This is a genomic window from Streptomyces sp. NPDC059092, from assembly GCF_042756365.1.
In the GTDB taxonomy this organism is placed as follows: Bacteria; Actinomycetota; Actinomycetes; order Streptomycetales; family Streptomycetaceae; genus Streptomyces.
In genome coordinates this window covers 11,893-27,218 of sequence record NZ_JBHZEJ010000094.1, presented here as the reverse complement: position 1 = coordinate 27,218, position 15,326 = coordinate 11,893, and the positions used below count along the sequence as shown (strand labels likewise).

Below are 15,326 nucleotides of genomic sequence, written 5' to 3'. Positions count from 1 at the left end.
CGGCCCGGCAGTGGATTCCACTGCCGGGCCGCCCGCTGTTGTCCGCTGCTCCCCGTCCGCGACTCTCCGTCCGCGGCTCCCCGTACGCGGCTCGCTCAGGGCCTGCGGGCCGAGGTGACGCGGTAGACGTCGTAGACGCCCTCCACGCCGCGTACCGCCTTCAGTACGTGGCCCAGATGCTTCGGGTCACCCATCTCGAAGGTGAAGCGCGAGGTGGCGACGCGGTCCCTGGAGGTCTGGACGGCGGCGGAGAGGATGTTGACGTGCTGGTCGGAGAGGACCCGCGTGACGTCCGACAGGAGCCGGGAGCGGTCCAGCGCCTCGACCTGGATGGCGACCAGGAAGACCGAGGACTGGGTGGGCGCCCACTCGACCTCCTTGATCCGCTCGGGCTGCTGGGAGAGCGAGTCCACATTGACGCAGTCGGCGCGGTGGACGGAGATGCCGCTGCCGCGGGTGACGAAGCCGATGATCGGGTCGCCGGGAACCGGCGTACAGCAGCGGGCGAGCTTCACCCAGACGTCGTCGACGCCCTTGACGACGACACCGGGGTCGGCGTTGGAGCGGCGCTTGCCGCGGCTGTGGGAGGGCGGGGAGTTCTCCGCGATGTCCTCGTTGGCGGCCTCCTCGCCGCCGAGGGCCTGGACGAGCTTCTGCACGACGCCCTGCGCGGCCACATGGCCCTCGCCGATCGCCGCGTACAGGGACGAGATGTCGGGGTAGCGCATCTCGTGCGCGAGCGTGACCAGGGAGTCCCCGGTGAGGATGCGCTGGATCGGCAGGTTCTGCTTGCGCATGGCGCGCGCGATGGCGTCCTTGCCCTGCTCGATCGCCTCGTCGCGGCGCTCCTTGGAGAACCAGGCGCGGATCTTGTTCCTGGCCCGCGGCGACTTGACGAAGCCGAGCCAGTCGCGCGAGGGGCCGGCCCCGGACGCCTTGGAGGTGAAGACCTCCACCAGGTCGCCGTTGTCGAGGGTCGATTCGAGCGGTACGAGGCGCCCGTTGACCCGTGCCCCTATGGTGCGGTGGCCGACCTCGGTGTGGACGGCGTACGCGAAGTCGACGGGGGTGGCGCCGGCGGGCAGCGCTATGACGTCGCCCTTGGGGGTGAAGACGAAGACCTCGTTGCGCGAGAGGTCGAAGCGGAGCGACTCCAGGAACTCGCTGGGGTCCTCGGTCTCCTTCTGCCAGTCCAGGAGCTGGCGCAGCCACGCCATGTCGTTGACGGTGTCCTGGCCCGCGCCCCGGCCCGCGCTGCGCGGGACGTCGGTGCGGACCTTGGAGGCGCCCGCGACGGCCTCCTGCTTGTACTTCCAGTGCGCGGCGATGCCGTACTCGGCGCGGCGGTGCATGTCGAACGTACGGATCTGGAGTTCGACCGGTTTGCCGTTGGGCCCGATGACCGTCGTGTGCAGCGACTGGTACATGTTGAACTTGGGCATCGCGATGTAGTCCTTGAACCGGCCGGGGACCGGATTCCACCGCGCGTGGACCGTGCCGAGCGCCGCGTAGCAGTCGCGGACCGTGTCGACCAGGACCCGGATGCCCACCAGGTCGTAGATCTCCGCGAAGTCCCGGCCGCGGACGATCATCTTCTGGTAGACGCTGTAGTAGTGCTTCGGGCGTCCGGTGACGGTGGCCTTGATGCGGGCCGCGCGCAGGTCCGACTGGACCTCGTCGGTCACTATGGCCAGGTATTCGTCGCGCTTGGGGGCGCGCTCGGCGACCAGCCGGACGATCTCGTCGTACATCTTGGGGTAGAGGATCGCGAAGGCGAGGTCCTCCAGCTCCCACTTGATGGTGTTCATGCCCAGCCGGTGGGCGAGGGGCGCGTAGATCTCCAGCGTCTCGCGGGCCTTCTTCTCCTGCTTCTCCCGCTTGAGGTAGCGCATGGTGCGCATGTTGTGCAGCCGGTCGGCGAGCTTGATGACCAGGACGCGCGGGTCCTTGGCCATGGCGACGACCATCTTGCGTACGGTCTCGGCCTGCGCGGCCTCGCCGAACTTGACCTTGTCGAGCTTGGTGACCCCGTCGACGAGGAGCGCGACCTGGTCACCGAAGTCGCGGCGCAGGGTGTCCAGGCCGTACTCGGTGTCCTCGACCGTGTCGTGCAGCAGGCCGGCCATCAGGGTGGCGGGGTCCATGCCCAGCTCGGCGAGGATCGTGGTGACCGCGAGGGGGTGCGTGATGTACGGATCGCCGCTCTTGCGCTTCTGTCCCCGGTGCCAGCGCTCGGCGACCTGGTAGGCGCTCTCGATCTGGCGCAGCGTCGCCGTCTCGATCTTGGGGTCGTTCCCCCGTACGGTCCGCAGCAGCGGCTCCAGGACGGGGTTGTACGGCGAGGAGCGCTGCACCCCGAGACGCGCGAGCCGGGCCCTCACCCGATTGGAGGAGCCTCCGGAGCGCGGCGTGGCGGTGGCACCCGGTTTGGGAGCGCTCACGGGCACCCTGGGGCGCTCGGGCGGCGTGGGCGGAGCGGTCTGCTCGGCGGCGACGGGGGCCTTGTGCGGCGGCGTGGCGGAGCCGGCGGCGGCCCGGTCGGCGGGGTGATCGGGCGTCGCGGCGGCCAGTGGCTGGACCTCGTCTGGCAAGAGCGCTCCTCGTGCGGATCCAGGTCCCCCGGTCAGGCCCGGAGGTTCCATGGTATCGACCTCGGGCGCCCCTCTCGCCCCAAGGCCGGGCTCGGCCGAACGCGGGACGGGCACCCGATGGTGCTCGGGTGCCCGTCCTGCCGTGTTTCCATGCCGCCCGGAATCCGTGTTCCGGCGCGGCTCAGAGCGTGATCAGCGCCTCCAGCGGGGCACCGCCGAGCGCGGGTACCAGCCGCTCCCGGCCGCCCAGGAAGCCCAGCTCCATCAGGACCGCGACGCCCACGACCTCGGCGCCGGCCCTCCGGACCAGCTCCAGGGAGGCCTCGGCCGTACCGCCGGTGGCGAGGACGTCGTCGATGACGAGGACCCGGTCGCCGTGGTCCAGGTCCTCGGCGTGGACCTCGATCTCCGCGGAGCCGTACTCCAGGTCGTACGACTGCGAGAGCGTCGCGCCGGGGAGCTTGCCGGCCTTGCGTACGGGGATGAACCCGACGCCCGCCCGGACCGCCACGGGGGCGGCCAGGATGAAGCCGCGCGCCTCCAGGCCGACGATCTTCGTCGCGCCGAACCGTACGCACAGGTCGGCGAGCGCGTCCGTCAGCGCCGTGAACGCCTTGGGGTCGGCCAGCAGCGGCGTGATGTCCTTGAACACCACTCCCGGCTTCGGGTAGTCCGCCACGTCACGGATGCGGCTGAGCAGCAGCTCCCGCGTGCTGGTGTCGGTCATCGACGCCTCCCCGATCCCGAGGGCCGGCCCCGGCCACCGCGACCGCGCGGACCCGCCACGGCGGCCGTGGGGCCGTCCTGCGGGCCGTCCTCGACGTGGTCGTCACCGTCGGCGGGAGCGTCGTCGGCCTGGTCGCCCTTGGCCGCGGCGGCCGCGCGCTTGGCGAGCACCCGCTTCTTCAGCGCCTTGATCTGCGGGTCGCGTTCCTTCAGGTCTGCGACGAGCGGGGTGGCGATGAAGATCGAGGAGTACGCGCCGGCGGCGAGGCCGACGAAGAGCGAGAGCGAGATGTCGTTCAGCATGCCGGCGCCGAGGAAGCCACCGCCGATGAAGAGCAGCGCACCGACGGGCAGCAGGGCGACGACGGTGGTGTTGATGGAACGCACCAGCGTGCTGTTGATCGACCGGTTGGCGATCTCGCTGTAGGTCCAGCGGCTCTGCTTGGTGATCCCGGTCGCCCCCTCCTTGAGGCTGTCGAAGACGACGACCGTGTCGTAGAGGGAGTAACCGAGAATGGTCAGCAGACCGATCACCGTGCCCGGGGTGACCTCGAAGCCGACCAGGGTGTAGACCCCCACGGTGATCGTGAGGTCGTGGATGAGGGCGATGAGCGCGGCGACCGCCATGCGCCATTCGAAGGCGATCGCCAGATAGATCACCACCAGGACCATGAAGATCCCGAGGCCCATCCACGCCTTGTTGGCGATGGTCGCGCCCCAGCTCGGGCCGACCAGGTCCGCGTTGATCTTCGCCTCGTCGACCTTCAGGTCCTTGGCGAGCTGGGTCTTCACCGCGTCGGCCTGCTTGGTGTCCAGCTCCGTGACCTGGATCCGCATGCCGCCGTTGCCGAGCTTCTGGACGATCGCGTCGTGCCCGGACGCCTGCTGCGCGTCCTCGCGGGCCTGGACCTCCGAGACGCTCGTGCTCGGGATGGTGAAGACGGCACCGCCCTTGAACTCGATGCCCATGTTGAGCCCGCGCACCGCCAGGGCCGCGATGGCCGTGATGGTGATCAGGATCGAGATTCCGTACCAGATCTTGCGCTTCCCGATGAAGTCGTAACCGACTTCGCCTCGGTAGAGCCGGGCGCCGAGATCGCCGAGTCGGGACATCTCACGCCTCCTTCGGGTCGGTGGGGGCGCTGACACGGCGGGCGCGGCGCAGCGGCGGCTTGGCACCGAGGCGCTTCGGGTCCAGACCGGACCACGGGTGGCCGCTGGAGAAGAACTTCGTACGGGCCAGCAGCGTCATCACGGGCTTGGTGAAGAAGAACACCACGACCACGTCGAGGAGCGTGGTCAGACCCAGGGTGAACGCGAAGCCCTGGACCTTGCCGACAGTGACGAGGAACAGCACCGCCGCGGCGAGGAACGACACGAAGTCGGAGACGAGGATCGTGCGCCGGGCGCGCGGCCAGGCCCTCTCGACGGCCGGCCGGAGCGTACGGCCCTCGCGGATCTCGTCCCGGATGCGTTCGAAGTACACGATGAACGAGTCCGCGGTGATACCGATGGCGACGATGGCGCCGCAGACCGCGGGGAGGTTCAGCGCGAAGCCGATGCCGGGGCCGAGGAGCGACATGATCGTGTACGTCATGATGCCGGAGGCGCCGAGGCTGAGGATCGCGATCGCGGAGAGGCCCCGGTAGTACGCCACCAGGTAGATGATGACCAGGACGAGGCCGATCGCGCCGGCGATCAGACCCGCTTCGAGCTGCTCACCGCCGAGCGCGGCGGTGACCGTCGTGACGGACTGCTCCTGGAAGGTCAGGGGCAGCGCACCGTAGGACAGGATGTTGCCCAGGTCCTGGGCGGACTGCTGGGTGAAGCTGCCGGAGATCTCGGCGCTGCCGCCGAGCGTCTGGCTCACCGAGGGCGCGGAGACCACGTTGCCGTCGAGGACGATGGCGAACTGGTTCATCGGCGCCTGCTGCTGCGAGAGCTTGCCGGTGATCGACTGGAACTTCTTGGTGCCGGCACCGGTGAAGTCCATCGTGACGATCCACATGCCACGCTGCTGGTCGAGCACGCCCTTGGCGTCGTCGACGTCCGTGCCCTCCAGCTCGGCCGGGCCGAGGACGTACTTCTCCCACTCGCCGCCGGAGTTCTGGCCGCAGGCGACGATCGTGTCCTTGGGCGCCGAGCTCTGGTTGACCTCGGTGCGGGCCTTCTTGTTCGTGCAGTCCAGCTCCGTGAACTTCTTCTCCAGGGCGGCGGTGGCCGGGTCGCTGGAGGCGCTCGCGGAGGGGGCGGGGGCCGGGGACTCGTCCTTCTTGTCCGACGACTTGTCATCGGAGGCGGAGGCGTCCGGCGAAGGCGAGGCATCCGCCTTCAGCGCGTCCGTCACGGCCCGGCCCTGAGAGGTGGCGGACGCGGAGGGCGACGCCGTGGTGCCGGCGTCGCCGGCCTTGTCGCCCGCCTTGTCCCCGGTGGAAGCGCTGGTCGAGGAGGAGGGAGCCGCGCTCGGCGAGCCGCTGCCCGAGGGCTGCGGCTTGGTCGGGCTCCCGGCGGCGACGGTCAGCACCGGCCGGAAGTAGAGCTGGGCGGTGGTGCCGACCTGCTCACGGGCCTGCTTCTCGTTCGTGCCCCGGGGGATGTTGACGATGATGTTCTCGTTGCCCTGGGTCTGAACCTCGGCCTCCGAGACACCAAGACCGTTGACGCGCCGCTCGATGATGCTGACGGCGGTGTCCATGTTGGTCTTGTTGATCGCGTTCGGCTTGCCCGGCGTGTTCTTCGCCTGGAGCGTGATGCTGGTGCCGCCCGCGAGGTCGATCCCCAGACGTGGCGTGACATGGCCGGACCAGAACATCCCGCCCGTGAGGGCCACCATGGCAATCAGGAACAGCGCCAGGGTGCGCCCTGGCCTGCCTGGGGACCCCGCTTGCCTTCGGCCCTTATTAGGTGCTGCCACCTTCTCGTTTCTCCCTGTCCAACCGCCCCACGCCGGGTGTGCGCCGGAGCGGCCACGAAGTGTAGTGGGGACCCGCCCCCGCAGAAATCAGCGCGACCGTGAGTCGCCGGCGGCCGTTGTGCGGCCGGTCGGCGCGGACCCGGCTACTTCGCGCCGGACTCGCCGTCGGTCTTGCCCTCGGCCTTGTTCTCGGCCTTCTCGTCGGCCTTCGCCTCGGTCGTGGCGTCGGCGGACTCGGCGTCCGTGGTCTCCTCGGGCTTCTTGCCGAGGTCGATCCTGGCCTCGTCCGCGGAGTCGGTGTCGGCGGGACCGGTCAGCGAGGAGGCGTCGTCGGGCACGACCGGCGTCTCGGAGTCGCCCGGGACGTCGCCGTGCACGATGCGGTTGTACTCGTCGTCGTCCAGCACCGCGCCGATGGCGTTCTTGGCGTAGACCGCGTGGACGCCGGGAGCCACCTCCAGGAGGACCATGTCAGCGTGCACCTCCTTGACGGTGGCGTACATGCCCCCGATGGTGCGGATGCCGGTGCCGGGCTGCATGTCGTCGCGCATCTGCGCGGCGGCCTGCTGCTTCTTCTTGGCGGACCGGGTCATCAGGAACATGGCCCCGATGAGCACGATGAAGGGGAGAAGGGTCACGAGACTCACGGGAGGGAACTTCCTTCGCACGACCGCGCTGTCAAGCGGCCTGATCTACGGGGGTGGGCATGCCGCTCCGGAAGGGCGGCATCGGCGGAGTCTAAGCGAGTCCGCTTCGTTGGAACAACGCCCAGCATCGCACCGGGGTTCCTGCCCGTGCGCGTGTTCATGCCGTCACGCCCCGAACAGGCCGGGTTGTCCGGTCGTGCCGGGCGCCTGCTGGGGCGGTACGAGCCCGAGATGAGCCCACGCCGCCGGGGTCGCGACCCTGCCTCGTGGCGTACGGGCGAGCAGTCCCTCCCGTACGAGAAAGGGCTCGGCGACCTCCTCGACCGTCTCGCGCTCCTCGCCCACGGCGACCGCCAGGGTCGACAGCCCCACCGGCCCGCCGCCGAAGAGCTTGAGCAGCGCCTGGAGCACGGCCCGGTCGAGCCGGTCGAGACCGCGTGCGTCGACCTCGTACACCGCGAGGGCCACCTCCGCCACCTCACGGGTGATCCGCCCGTCCTCCTTGACCTGGGAATAGTCCCGTACGCGGCGCAGCAGCCGGTTGGCGATACGGGGCGTGCCGCGGGAGCGTCCGGCGATCTCCGCGGCGCCCTCGGCGTCTATCTCCAGGTCCAGGAGCTGGGCGGAGCGGTGGATGACGCGCTCCAGTTCGACGCTCTCGTAGAACTCCATGTGGCCGGTGAAGCCGAAGCGGTCGCGCAGCGGGGGCGGCAGCAGTCCGGCCCGGGTGGTGGCGCCGACCAGGGTGAAGGGCGGCAGCTCCAGCGGGATGGCGGTGGCGCCCGGGCCCTTGCCGACGATCACGTCGACCCGGAAGTCCTCCATCGCCATGTAGAGCATCTCCTCGGCGGGCCGGGACATGCGGTGGATCTCGTCGAGGAAGAGGACCTCCCCCTCCTGGAGGGAGGAGAGGATCGCGGCGAGATCGCCCGCGTGCTGGATCGCCGGGCCCGAGGTGATGCGGATCGGGGCGTTCATCTCCGCCGCGATGATCATCGAGAGGGTCGTCTTGCCGAGCCCCGGCGCCCCGGAGAGCAGGACGTGGTCGGCGGTGGCACCGCGCGCGAGGGCCGCTTTGAGCACCAGGTCGAGCTGGACCCGTACCCGCTCCTGTCCGACGAACTCGTCGAGCGACTTGGGCCGCAGCGCCGCTTCGACGGCCTGGTCCTCACCGTCCGCGGAGGCGCCGACCAGCCGCTCGGCCGCGTCGTCCTGCGTGGGCGCGTCGCCGTCGGTGTCGTCCCAGTTCACTCAGTCTCACCTCGGGAAGAGGGCGCGTACGAGAACGGCCCGAATGGAGTACGGCGGGGGCAGGCCCTGCCGGGTTCAGCGTGTGCGGTTGAGGCTCCGGAGCGCGGCGCGCAGCAGTTGGGGCACCGGTGGCTGGGAGCCCTCCGCGAGGGCCGCCTCGGCCTCCGGGGTGACCTGGGCGACCGCTTCCTCGGCCTCGCGTCCGGCATACCCGAGCCCGATGAGCGCGGCGTGGAGCTGGTCGCTCCAGGAGGCCGCCGCCGCGCCGGCCTGCCGGCCCACGGTGGCGCCCCGGGGTGCGCCGAGCCGGTCCTTCAGCTCCAGCAGCAGCTTCTGGGCACCCTTCTTCCCGATGCCGGGGACCGCCGTCAGCGCCTTCTCGTCGCTGGTGGAGACGGCGAGACGCAGCGCGTCGGGGCTGTGTACGGCGAGCATCGCCTGGGCGAGCCGGGGGCCGACGCCGCTGGCGGTCTGGAGCAGCTCGAACACCTGGCGTTCGTCGTCGTCGGCGAAGCCGTACAGCGTGAGGGAGTCCTCCCGGACGACCAGCGAGGTGGCGAGTCTGGCCTCCTGGCCGACGCGCAGCGCGGCGAGGGTGCCGGGGGCGCACTGGACGGCCATGCCGACACCGCCGACCTCGATGACCGCGGTGGTCGGGGCGAGGGCGGCGACCGGGCCGCTGACGAAGGCGATCATCGCGTGACCTTCCGGACGGGTGCGGAGGCGGGGATACGGGAGGGGCGGGCCGCCGCCTGGGCCTGCTGGAGGCGGTTCATGGCGGGGGCGCGCCAGATGTGGCAGATGGCGAGCGCGAGGGCGTCCGCGGCGTCGGCCGGTTTGGGGGGCGCCGCGAGCCGCAGCAGCCGGGTGACCATCGCGCCGATCTGTGCCTTGTCGGCCCGGCCGCTGCCGGTGACGGCGGCCTTGACCTCGCTGGGGGTGTGCAGGGCGACGGGGATGCCGCGGCGCGAGGCGCAGAGCATGGCGACCGCGCTGGCCTGGGCGGTGCCCATGACCGTACGCACATTGTGCTGGGCGAACACCCGCTCCACAGCGACGTGTTCGGGCCGGTACTCGTCCAGCCAGGCTTCGATGCCCTGCTCGATGGCGACGAGACGCGGGCCGATCTCCTCGTCGGAGGGCGTACGCACCACGCCCACACCCAGCATCGTCAGCGGCCGTCCCGCGGCCCCTTCGACGACGCCTATCCCGCACCGCGTCAGCCCGGGGTCCACACCCAGCACCCGCATCGCGCCCCCACTCTCTCGGTCATGCGTTCTCCCCGAGGGGAGAAGCCCTGATCAGACAGTATCGGTCGGCACTGACAACGGACCGGACCGACATCGAGGAGAGGTGGGGTGCGAAGCGCGGGGTCAGGCGTCGACCTTCTCCATCACGTCGTCCGAGACGTCGAAGTTGGCGAAGACGTTCTGGACGTCGTCGCTGTCCTCAAGGGCGTCGATCAGCTTGAAGATCTTGCGCGCCCCTTCCTCGTCCAGCTCGACCTGCATGGTCGGCACGAAGTTGGCGTCGGCCGAGTCGTAGTCGATGCCCGCCTCCTGGAGCGCGGTGCGGACCGCGACCAGGTCGGTGGCCTCGCTGAGCACCTCGAAGGACTCGCCGAGGTCGTTGACCTCTTCGGCGCCCGCGTCCAGCACCGCGTCCAGCACGTCGTCCTCGCCCAGCTCACCCTTGGGGACGATCACGACGCCCTTGCGGTTGAAGAGGTACGAGACGGAGCCGGGGTCGGCCATCGAACCGCCGTTGCGGGTCATCGCCACGCGTACGTCGGAGGCGGCGCGGTTGCGGTTGTCGGTGAGGCACTCGATGAGCACCGCGACACCGTTCGGGCCGTACCCCTCGTACATGATCGTCTCGTAGTCGGCGCCACCGGCCTCCAGGCCGGCGCCGCGCTTGACGGCCGAGTCGATGTTCTTGTTCGGGACCGAACTCTTCTTCGCCTTCTGGATGGCGTCGAAGAGAGTGGGGTTGCCTTCGACGTCAGCGCCGCCGGTGCGCGCCGCGACCTCGATGTTCTTGATCAGCTTCGCGAAGAGCTTGCCGCGCTTGGCATCGATCACGGCCTTCTTGTGCTTCGTCGTAGCCCATTTAGAGTGGCCGGACATCTGCCTGTCTCCTTCGCGTAACCGGTACTGCTCCCGTTCGGCAGCGATCCTACCGGGCGGAGGTCACTGTGCGGAGCGCACCATGTCGGTGAAGAAACGGTGCAGCCGGTGGTCGCCCGTCAGTTCGGGGTGGAAGGACGTCGCCAGCGCGCCGCCCTGCCGTACGGCGACGACATGGCCCCCGTACTCGGCGAGCACCTGGACCTCGGCCCCCACCGACTCGACCCACGGCGCGCGGATGAAGACGCCCTCCACGGGGCCGCCTTCGACGCCGGCGACCTCCACGGCCGCCTCGAAGGACTCGTTCTGCCGTCCGAAGGCGTTGCGGCGCACGATCATGTCGATTCCGCCGACCGTCTCCTGGCCCGACCGCGGATCGAGGATCTTCTCGGCGAGCATGATCATCCCGGCGCAGGTGCCGTACACCGGCATCCCGGCCCGTACGCGGGCACGCAGCGGCTCCAGCATGCCGAAGAGCGCGGCCAGTTTGGACATCGTGGTGGACTCGCCACCCGGGATCACCAGGCCGTCGACCTCGGCCAGCTCCTCGGGCCGCCGGACGGTCCTGGCCACGGCTCCCGCCGCGGCCAGGGCGCCCAGGTGCTCCCGGACGTCACCCTGGAGCGCCAGGACGCCGATCGCGGGGCTACTCATCACCAGCCGCGGTTCGCGTAGCGCTCGGCCTCGGGCAGCGTGTCGCAGTTGATGCCGACCATGGCCTCGCCCAGGTTGCGCGACGCCTCCGCGATGATCTTCGGGTCGTCGTAGAACGTGGTGGCCTTGACGATCGCGGCGGCCCGCTTGGCCGGGTCGCCCGACTTGAAGATGCCGGATCCCACGAAGACGCCCTCGGCCCCGAGCTGACGCATCAGCGCGGCGTCCGCGGGGGTGGCGACACCGCCCGCCGAGAAGAGGACCACCGGCAGCTTGCCCAGCTCCGCGACCTCCTTGACGATCTCGTAGGGGGCGCGCAGCTCCTTGGCGGCCGCGAACAGTTCGTTGTTGTCGTAGCCACGGAGCCTGGCGATCTCGTTCTTGATCTGCCGCAGGTGCCTGACCGCCTCGACGACATTGCCCGTCCCGGCCTCGCCCTTCGAACGGATCATGGCCGCGCCTTCGGCGATCCGGCGCAGCGCCTCACCGAGGTTGGTGGCGCCACAGACGAAGGGGGTCGTGAACGCCCACTTGTCCGCGTGGTTGACCTCGTCGGCCGGGGTCAGCACCTCCGACTCGTCGATGTAGTCCACGCCCAGCGACTGGAGCACCTGGGCCTCGACGAAGTGGCCGATACGGGACTTCGCCATGACCGGGATCGAGACCGCGTCGATGATCCCCTCGATCATGTCGGGGTCGGACATCCGCGCGACGCCACCGTCCTTGCGGATGTCGGCGGGCACCCGCTCCAGCGCCATCACGGCGACCGCGCCGGCGTCCTCGGCGATCTTCGCCTGTTCCGGTGTGACCACGTCCATGATCACACCGCCCTTGAGCTGCTCGGCCATACCCCGCTTGACGCGCGCGGTGCCGGTCTCGGGGTTCTGGGCGGTGGTGGACACGGGCGACCTCACAGGCTCGTACGACGGGGGATCTCCAGAGAACGCCCCGGAACCAGTCCACAGCAAGAGCCAATGGGAAGCCGGTGGATCGTTCAGGACCCCGGCCGGTCGGCCAGCGCGACGGGCGGCTCGTCGTCCATCTCGAAGGCGAGCGGGAACGGCGCGTGCCCCGCGAGCCGGAACCAGCGCACCTTCCGGTGGCGCCGCAGCGCGCGGGCGGCCCGTACGGCGTCGTTGTGGAACCGCCGCGCCATGGGCACCCGCCGTACCGCCGCGGCGAGTTCCCCGGCGGCGTCCTCCCCCCCGGGCGCCTCCTGTACGGCCTCCACCTGGGCGGCCTCGCCGAACACGGCCCGCAGCGCCTGGCTCAACTCGCTCTCGGCCACCTCCCGCTGCTCCTCCTCGGCCTGCCGCGCGGCGTGCGCGGCCTGGTACAGCACGATCGAGGCGGCCGGATCGAGCACCCCGGAGGTGGCCAGCTCCTGCGCGACCGAGGCACGCCGCAGCAGTTGGGCGTCGAGAGCGGCGCGGGCAGCGTCGATCCGGGTGTGCAGACGGTCGAGGCGGCCGGCGGTCCAACTGAGATAGAGCGCGATCGCGACGACGGCAACGGCGATCCAGACGAAGGTGGTCACGCACGGCAGATTACGCGGTACCGCACCCGTGCCCCCGCCGGGCAGCGCACCGAGGACGGCGAACCGGCTAGTCCCGGGCCAGCCCGAACCGCGCCCTCAGCCCCGTCCGTTCGTCCGTCGCCACCGACGCCGCCCCGTCCGTCACCGTCTCGTACACCGCGAGGATGTCCGCGCCGACCGTCGACCAGTCGAAGCGCCGTACGTGCGCGCTGCCCCGTTCACGCAGCTCCGCGCGCCGTTCCGGGTCGCCGAGGAGCCGTACCGCCGCACCCGCGAGCGCGTCCGCGTCCTCGTTGGTGAAGAGTTCGCCCGCCGCCCCGTGGTCCAGGACCTGGGCGAACGCGTCCAGGTCGCTCGCCAGGACCGCCGCGCCCGCCGACAGCGCCTCCACGAGGATGATGCCGAAGCTCTCGCCGCCGGTGTTGGGCGCGACGTACAGGTCGACGCTGCGCAGCAGCCGCGCCTTCTCCTCGTCGCTGACCATCCCGAGGAACTCGACGCGGCGGCGCATCTCCTTCGGCAGGGACTCCACCGCCTCCTTCTCGTCCCCGCGACCGGCGACCAGCAGCCGGGTCTCCGGGTGGACGTCGAGGATCTTCGGGAGGGCCCGCATCAGCACCGGCAGCCCCTTGCGCGGCTCGTCGATGCGTCCTATGAAGCCGATGGTGCCGCCCTGCCAGGCCGGTTCGGCCTCGGCCCGGGCGAAGAAGTCGACGTCGACGCCGTTCGGGATGACCACGGCATCGCCGCCGAGGTGTTCCACCAGGGTGCGCCGCGCGTACTCGCTCACCGCGATGCGGGCGCTGATCTTCTCCAGCGCGGGCTGGAGGATCGGGTACGCCGCGATCATGGCGCGGGAGCGCGGGTTGGAGGTGTGGAACGTCGCGACGATCGGCCCCTGCGCCGCCCAGCAGCTCAGCAGGCCCAGCGACGGCGAGGCGGGCTCGTGGATGTGGATGACGTCGAAGGTGCCCTCGTGCAGCCAGCGCCGCACCCGCGCCGCCGACAGGAAGCCGAAGTTGAGGCGGGCGACGGAGCCGTTGTACGGGACGGGCACGGCGCGGCCCGCCGAGATGACGTAGGGCGGCAGCGGTGTCTCGTCGTCCGCGGGGGCCAGGACGGACACGTCGTGTCCGAGCCGGATGAGATGTTCCGCGAGGTCTCTGATGTGGAACTGGACGCCGCCCGGTACGTCCCAGGAGTACGGGCAGACGATGCCGATCTTCACTCGGGCCCCCGGTCCAGGTCGGCGACCCACAGCCGTTGCAGCATGTGCCAGTCCTCCGGGTGTTCGGCGATTCCCGTGGCGAAGGCGTCGGCCACCGCCTGTGTCATCACAGACGTCTTCTCGGCGCGGGTGCCTGTCTCGGGGACGGGGACGGCCGGAAAGACCTGTCCCCGCATCACCCGGGAGTCGTCGAACCACAGCGAGACGGGCAGCAGCAGCGCCCCGGTCTGCTGCGCCAGCAGCGCGGGGCCGGCGGGCATCCGGGCGGTGCCCCCGAAGAACTCGACCTCGACGCCGGACGACGACAGGTCGCGGTCGGCGACGAGGGCGACGAGGCCGCCGTCCCGCAGTCGCCGGGCCAGGGTGCCGAAGGCGGTGCCGCCGGTGTGCGGAAGGACCTCCATGCCCAGGCTCTCGCGGTAGGCGACGAACCGGTCGTACAGCGTCTCGGGCTTGAGCCGCTCCGCGACCGTCGTGAACGGCACACCGCGGGCCCGGGTGAGCCAGGCGCCCGCCAGGTCCCAGTTGGCCATGTGGGGCAGCGCCAGGACGACGCCGCGCCCGGTGGCGAGCCCGTCGAAGAGCCGGTCGATGTCCTTGATCTCGACGCCGTCGCGCACGCGTTCCGTGCTCCAGGCCGGCAGCCGGAACGACTCCATCCAGTACCGCATGTACGAGCGCATGCCCGCCTTGGAGAGGGCGGCGAGGCGCTCGGGGCCCGCGTCGGGCACGACCCGGGCGAGGTTGGACTCCAGGCGCAGGACGCTCTTGCCGCGCCGTTTCCACACGGTGTCCGCGAGGGTCCTGCCGAGGGCTCCGGCCACGGGTTCGGGGAGTTTCTTGACCGTGCTCCAGCCGAGTCCGTACAGCGCGTCGGTCAGCCGGTCGCTCGCCGCGCTCATGACGTGGCTCCACTCCCCCGGGCGGGGTCGCTCCCGGCGGGCTCGGCCGCGGCGGCGTCCGCCTCGGCGGACTCACGCCGTACGGTCACCACGCGCTGGCCGAGGGTGACGAGGCTGCCCGCGGCGACGATCCACAGCGCGATGGGCAGCAGGATGCCGATGCCGGGGACGCCGAAGGCGTGCAGCCCGGCGAGGCCGGCCGCGACGAGGGAGATGACCAGCCGCTCGGCGCGCTCGATGAGTCCGTTGACCGCCACCGGCAGCCCGATGGACTCGCCCCTCGCCTTCGTGTACGAGACGACCTGGCCGCTGGCCAGGCAGAAGATGGCGACCGCGCACAGCATGGTGTTGTCGCCGTCGCCCGCGTACCAGAGCGCGAAGCCGGCGAAGATCGCGCCGTCGGCGACCCGGTCGAGGGTCGAGTCGAGGAAGGCCCCCCAGCGGCTGGAGATGCCCGCCTGACGCGCCATGTTGCCGTCGACGAGGTCGGAGAAGACGAAGAGGGTGATGACGATCGTGCCCCAGAAGAACTCCCCGCGGGGGAAGAAGACCAGCGCACCCGCCATCACTCCGGCCGTGCCGATGAGCGTGACCGCGTCCGGAGTGACTCCGCGACGGAGCAGAAACGCCGCGAACGGTGTGAGGACACGCGTGAAGAATGCACGCGCGTACTTGTTCAGCATGGCCTTCCCGAGGTTCGGTGGGCCGAGGACCCCTGTGGCCGTCGGCTGGCCCATCGTAGCCACGACC

Annotated in this window: 15 protein-coding genes; all 15 read right to left on the bottom strand. The window is 70.7% G+C overall.

What is annotated here, in order from left to right:
- Positions 1–95: 95 nt before the first annotated feature.
- Positions 96–2,591 carry a RelA/SpoT family protein gene (locus ACFXPL_RS34245; protein ID WP_384927037.1) on the bottom strand — a complete coding sequence of 832 codons (2,496 nt, stop codon included), beginning with the start codon at positions 2,589–2,591 and terminating at the stop codon, positions 96–98.
- A 181-nt stretch (positions 2,592–2,772) separates the two neighbouring features.
- On the bottom strand, positions 2,773–3,318 hold the full coding sequence (locus ACFXPL_RS34240; RefSeq protein WP_384927035.1) for an adenine phosphoribosyltransferase: 546 nt from the start codon (positions 3,316–3,318) through the stop codon (positions 2,773–2,775).
- Positions 3,315–4,430 (bottom strand): protein translocase subunit SecF, encoded by a 1,116-nt coding sequence (secF, locus tag ACFXPL_RS34235; protein ID WP_384927033.1) that lies wholly within the window; start codon positions 4,428–4,430, stop codon positions 3,315–3,317. The genes ACFXPL_RS34240 and secF overlap by 4 nt, the downstream gene beginning before the upstream one ends.
- 1 nt (position 4,431) lies before the next feature.
- Positions 4,432–6,231: a protein translocase subunit SecD gene (secD, locus tag ACFXPL_RS34230; protein WP_384927031.1), complete on the bottom strand. Its 1,800-nt coding sequence runs from the start codon at positions 6,229–6,231 to the stop codon at positions 4,432–4,434.
- A 143-nt stretch (positions 6,232–6,374) separates the two neighbouring features.
- On the bottom strand, positions 6,375–6,878 hold the full coding sequence (gene yajC, locus ACFXPL_RS34225; protein ID WP_384927029.1) for a preprotein translocase subunit YajC: 504 nt from the start codon (positions 6,876–6,878) through the stop codon (positions 6,375–6,377).
- Between the two features lie 165 nt (positions 6,879–7,043).
- A complete protein-coding gene (gene ruvB, locus ACFXPL_RS34220; protein ID WP_384927027.1) occupies positions 7,044–8,129 on the bottom strand; it encodes a Holliday junction branch migration DNA helicase RuvB in 1,086 nt (361 codons plus the stop codon).
- A gap of 75 nt (positions 8,130–8,204) precedes the next feature.
- Positions 8,205–8,825, bottom strand: coding sequence for a Holliday junction branch migration protein RuvA (ruvA, locus tag ACFXPL_RS34215; protein WP_384927025.1), 621 nt, complete (start codon positions 8,823–8,825; stop codon positions 8,205–8,207).
- Entirely contained in the window at positions 8,822–9,379 is a 558-nt protein-coding gene (gene ruvC, locus ACFXPL_RS34210) for a crossover junction endodeoxyribonuclease RuvC (protein WP_384927023.1), read from the bottom strand. The genes ruvA and ruvC overlap by 4 nt, the downstream gene beginning before the upstream one ends.
- A 123-nt stretch (positions 9,380–9,502) precedes the next feature.
- The gene (locus ACFXPL_RS34205; protein WP_384927021.1) at positions 9,503–10,255 is read right to left on the bottom strand and encodes a YebC/PmpR family DNA-binding transcriptional regulator; all 753 of its coding nucleotides are present in this window, start codon (positions 10,253–10,255) and stop codon (positions 9,503–9,505) included.
- Positions 10,256–10,318: 63 nt separating this feature from the next.
- On the bottom strand, positions 10,319–10,909 hold the full coding sequence (gene pdxT, locus ACFXPL_RS34200) for a pyridoxal 5'-phosphate synthase glutaminase subunit PdxT (protein WP_384927019.1): 591 nt from the start codon (positions 10,907–10,909) through the stop codon (positions 10,319–10,321).
- A complete protein-coding gene (gene pdxS / locus ACFXPL_RS34195) occupies positions 10,909–11,823 on the bottom strand; it encodes a pyridoxal 5'-phosphate synthase lyase subunit PdxS (protein ID WP_384927017.1) in 915 nt (304 codons plus the stop codon). Before pdxS ends, pdxT begins: the two co-directional genes overlap by 1 nt.
- Before the next feature lie 80 nt (positions 11,824–11,903).
- Positions 11,904–12,455 carry a hypothetical protein gene (locus tag ACFXPL_RS34190; RefSeq protein WP_384927040.1) on the bottom strand — a complete coding sequence of 184 codons (552 nt, stop codon included), beginning with the start codon at positions 12,453–12,455 and terminating at the stop codon, positions 11,904–11,906.
- 58 nt (positions 12,456–12,513) lie between these two features.
- On the bottom strand, positions 12,514–13,674 hold the full coding sequence (locus ACFXPL_RS34185) for a glycosyltransferase family 4 protein (RefSeq protein WP_384927015.1): 1,161 nt from the start codon (positions 13,672–13,674) through the stop codon (positions 12,514–12,516).
- Positions 13,671–14,576, bottom strand: coding sequence for a phosphatidylinositol mannoside acyltransferase (locus ACFXPL_RS34180; protein WP_384927013.1), 906 nt, complete (start codon positions 14,574–14,576; stop codon positions 13,671–13,673). The genes ACFXPL_RS34185 and ACFXPL_RS34180 overlap by 4 nt, the downstream gene beginning before the upstream one ends.
- Entirely contained in the window at positions 14,573–15,313 is a 741-nt protein-coding gene (gene pgsA / locus ACFXPL_RS34175) for a phosphatidylinositol phosphate synthase (protein WP_384927039.1), read from the bottom strand. Before pgsA ends, ACFXPL_RS34180 begins: the two co-directional genes overlap by 4 nt.
- Positions 15,314–15,326: the final 13 nt, after the last annotated feature.

Coding starts and splice junctions, on each gene's coding strand:
- ruvC (WP_384927023.1), bottom strand. CDS start 9,379: ATGCGGGTGCTGGGTGTGGACCCCGGGCTGACGCGGTGCGGGATAGGC.
- pdxT (WP_384927019.1), bottom strand. CDS start 10,909: ATGAGTAGCCCCGCGATCGGCGTCCTGGCGCTCCAGGGTGACGTCCGG.
- secF (WP_384927033.1), bottom strand. CDS start 4,430: ATGTCCCGACTCGGCGATCTCGGCGCCCGGCTCTACCGAGGCGAAGTC.
- ACFXPL_RS34240 (WP_384927035.1), bottom strand. CDS start 3,318: ATGACCGACACCAGCACGCGGGAGCTGCTGCTCAGCCGCATCCGTGAC.
- ruvA (WP_384927025.1), bottom strand. CDS start 8,825: ATGATCGCCTTCGTCAGCGGCCCGGTCGCCGCCCTCGCCCCGACCACC.
- ACFXPL_RS34205 (WP_384927021.1), bottom strand. CDS start 10,255: ATGTCCGGCCACTCTAAATGGGCTACGACGAAGCACAAGAAGGCCGTG.
- pgsA (WP_384927039.1), bottom strand. CDS start 15,313: ATGGGCCAGCCGACGGCCACAGGGGTCCTCGGCCCACCGAACCTCGGG.
- ACFXPL_RS34180 (WP_384927013.1), bottom strand. CDS start 14,576: ATGAGCGCGGCGAGCGACCGGCTGACCGACGCGCTGTACGGACTCGGC.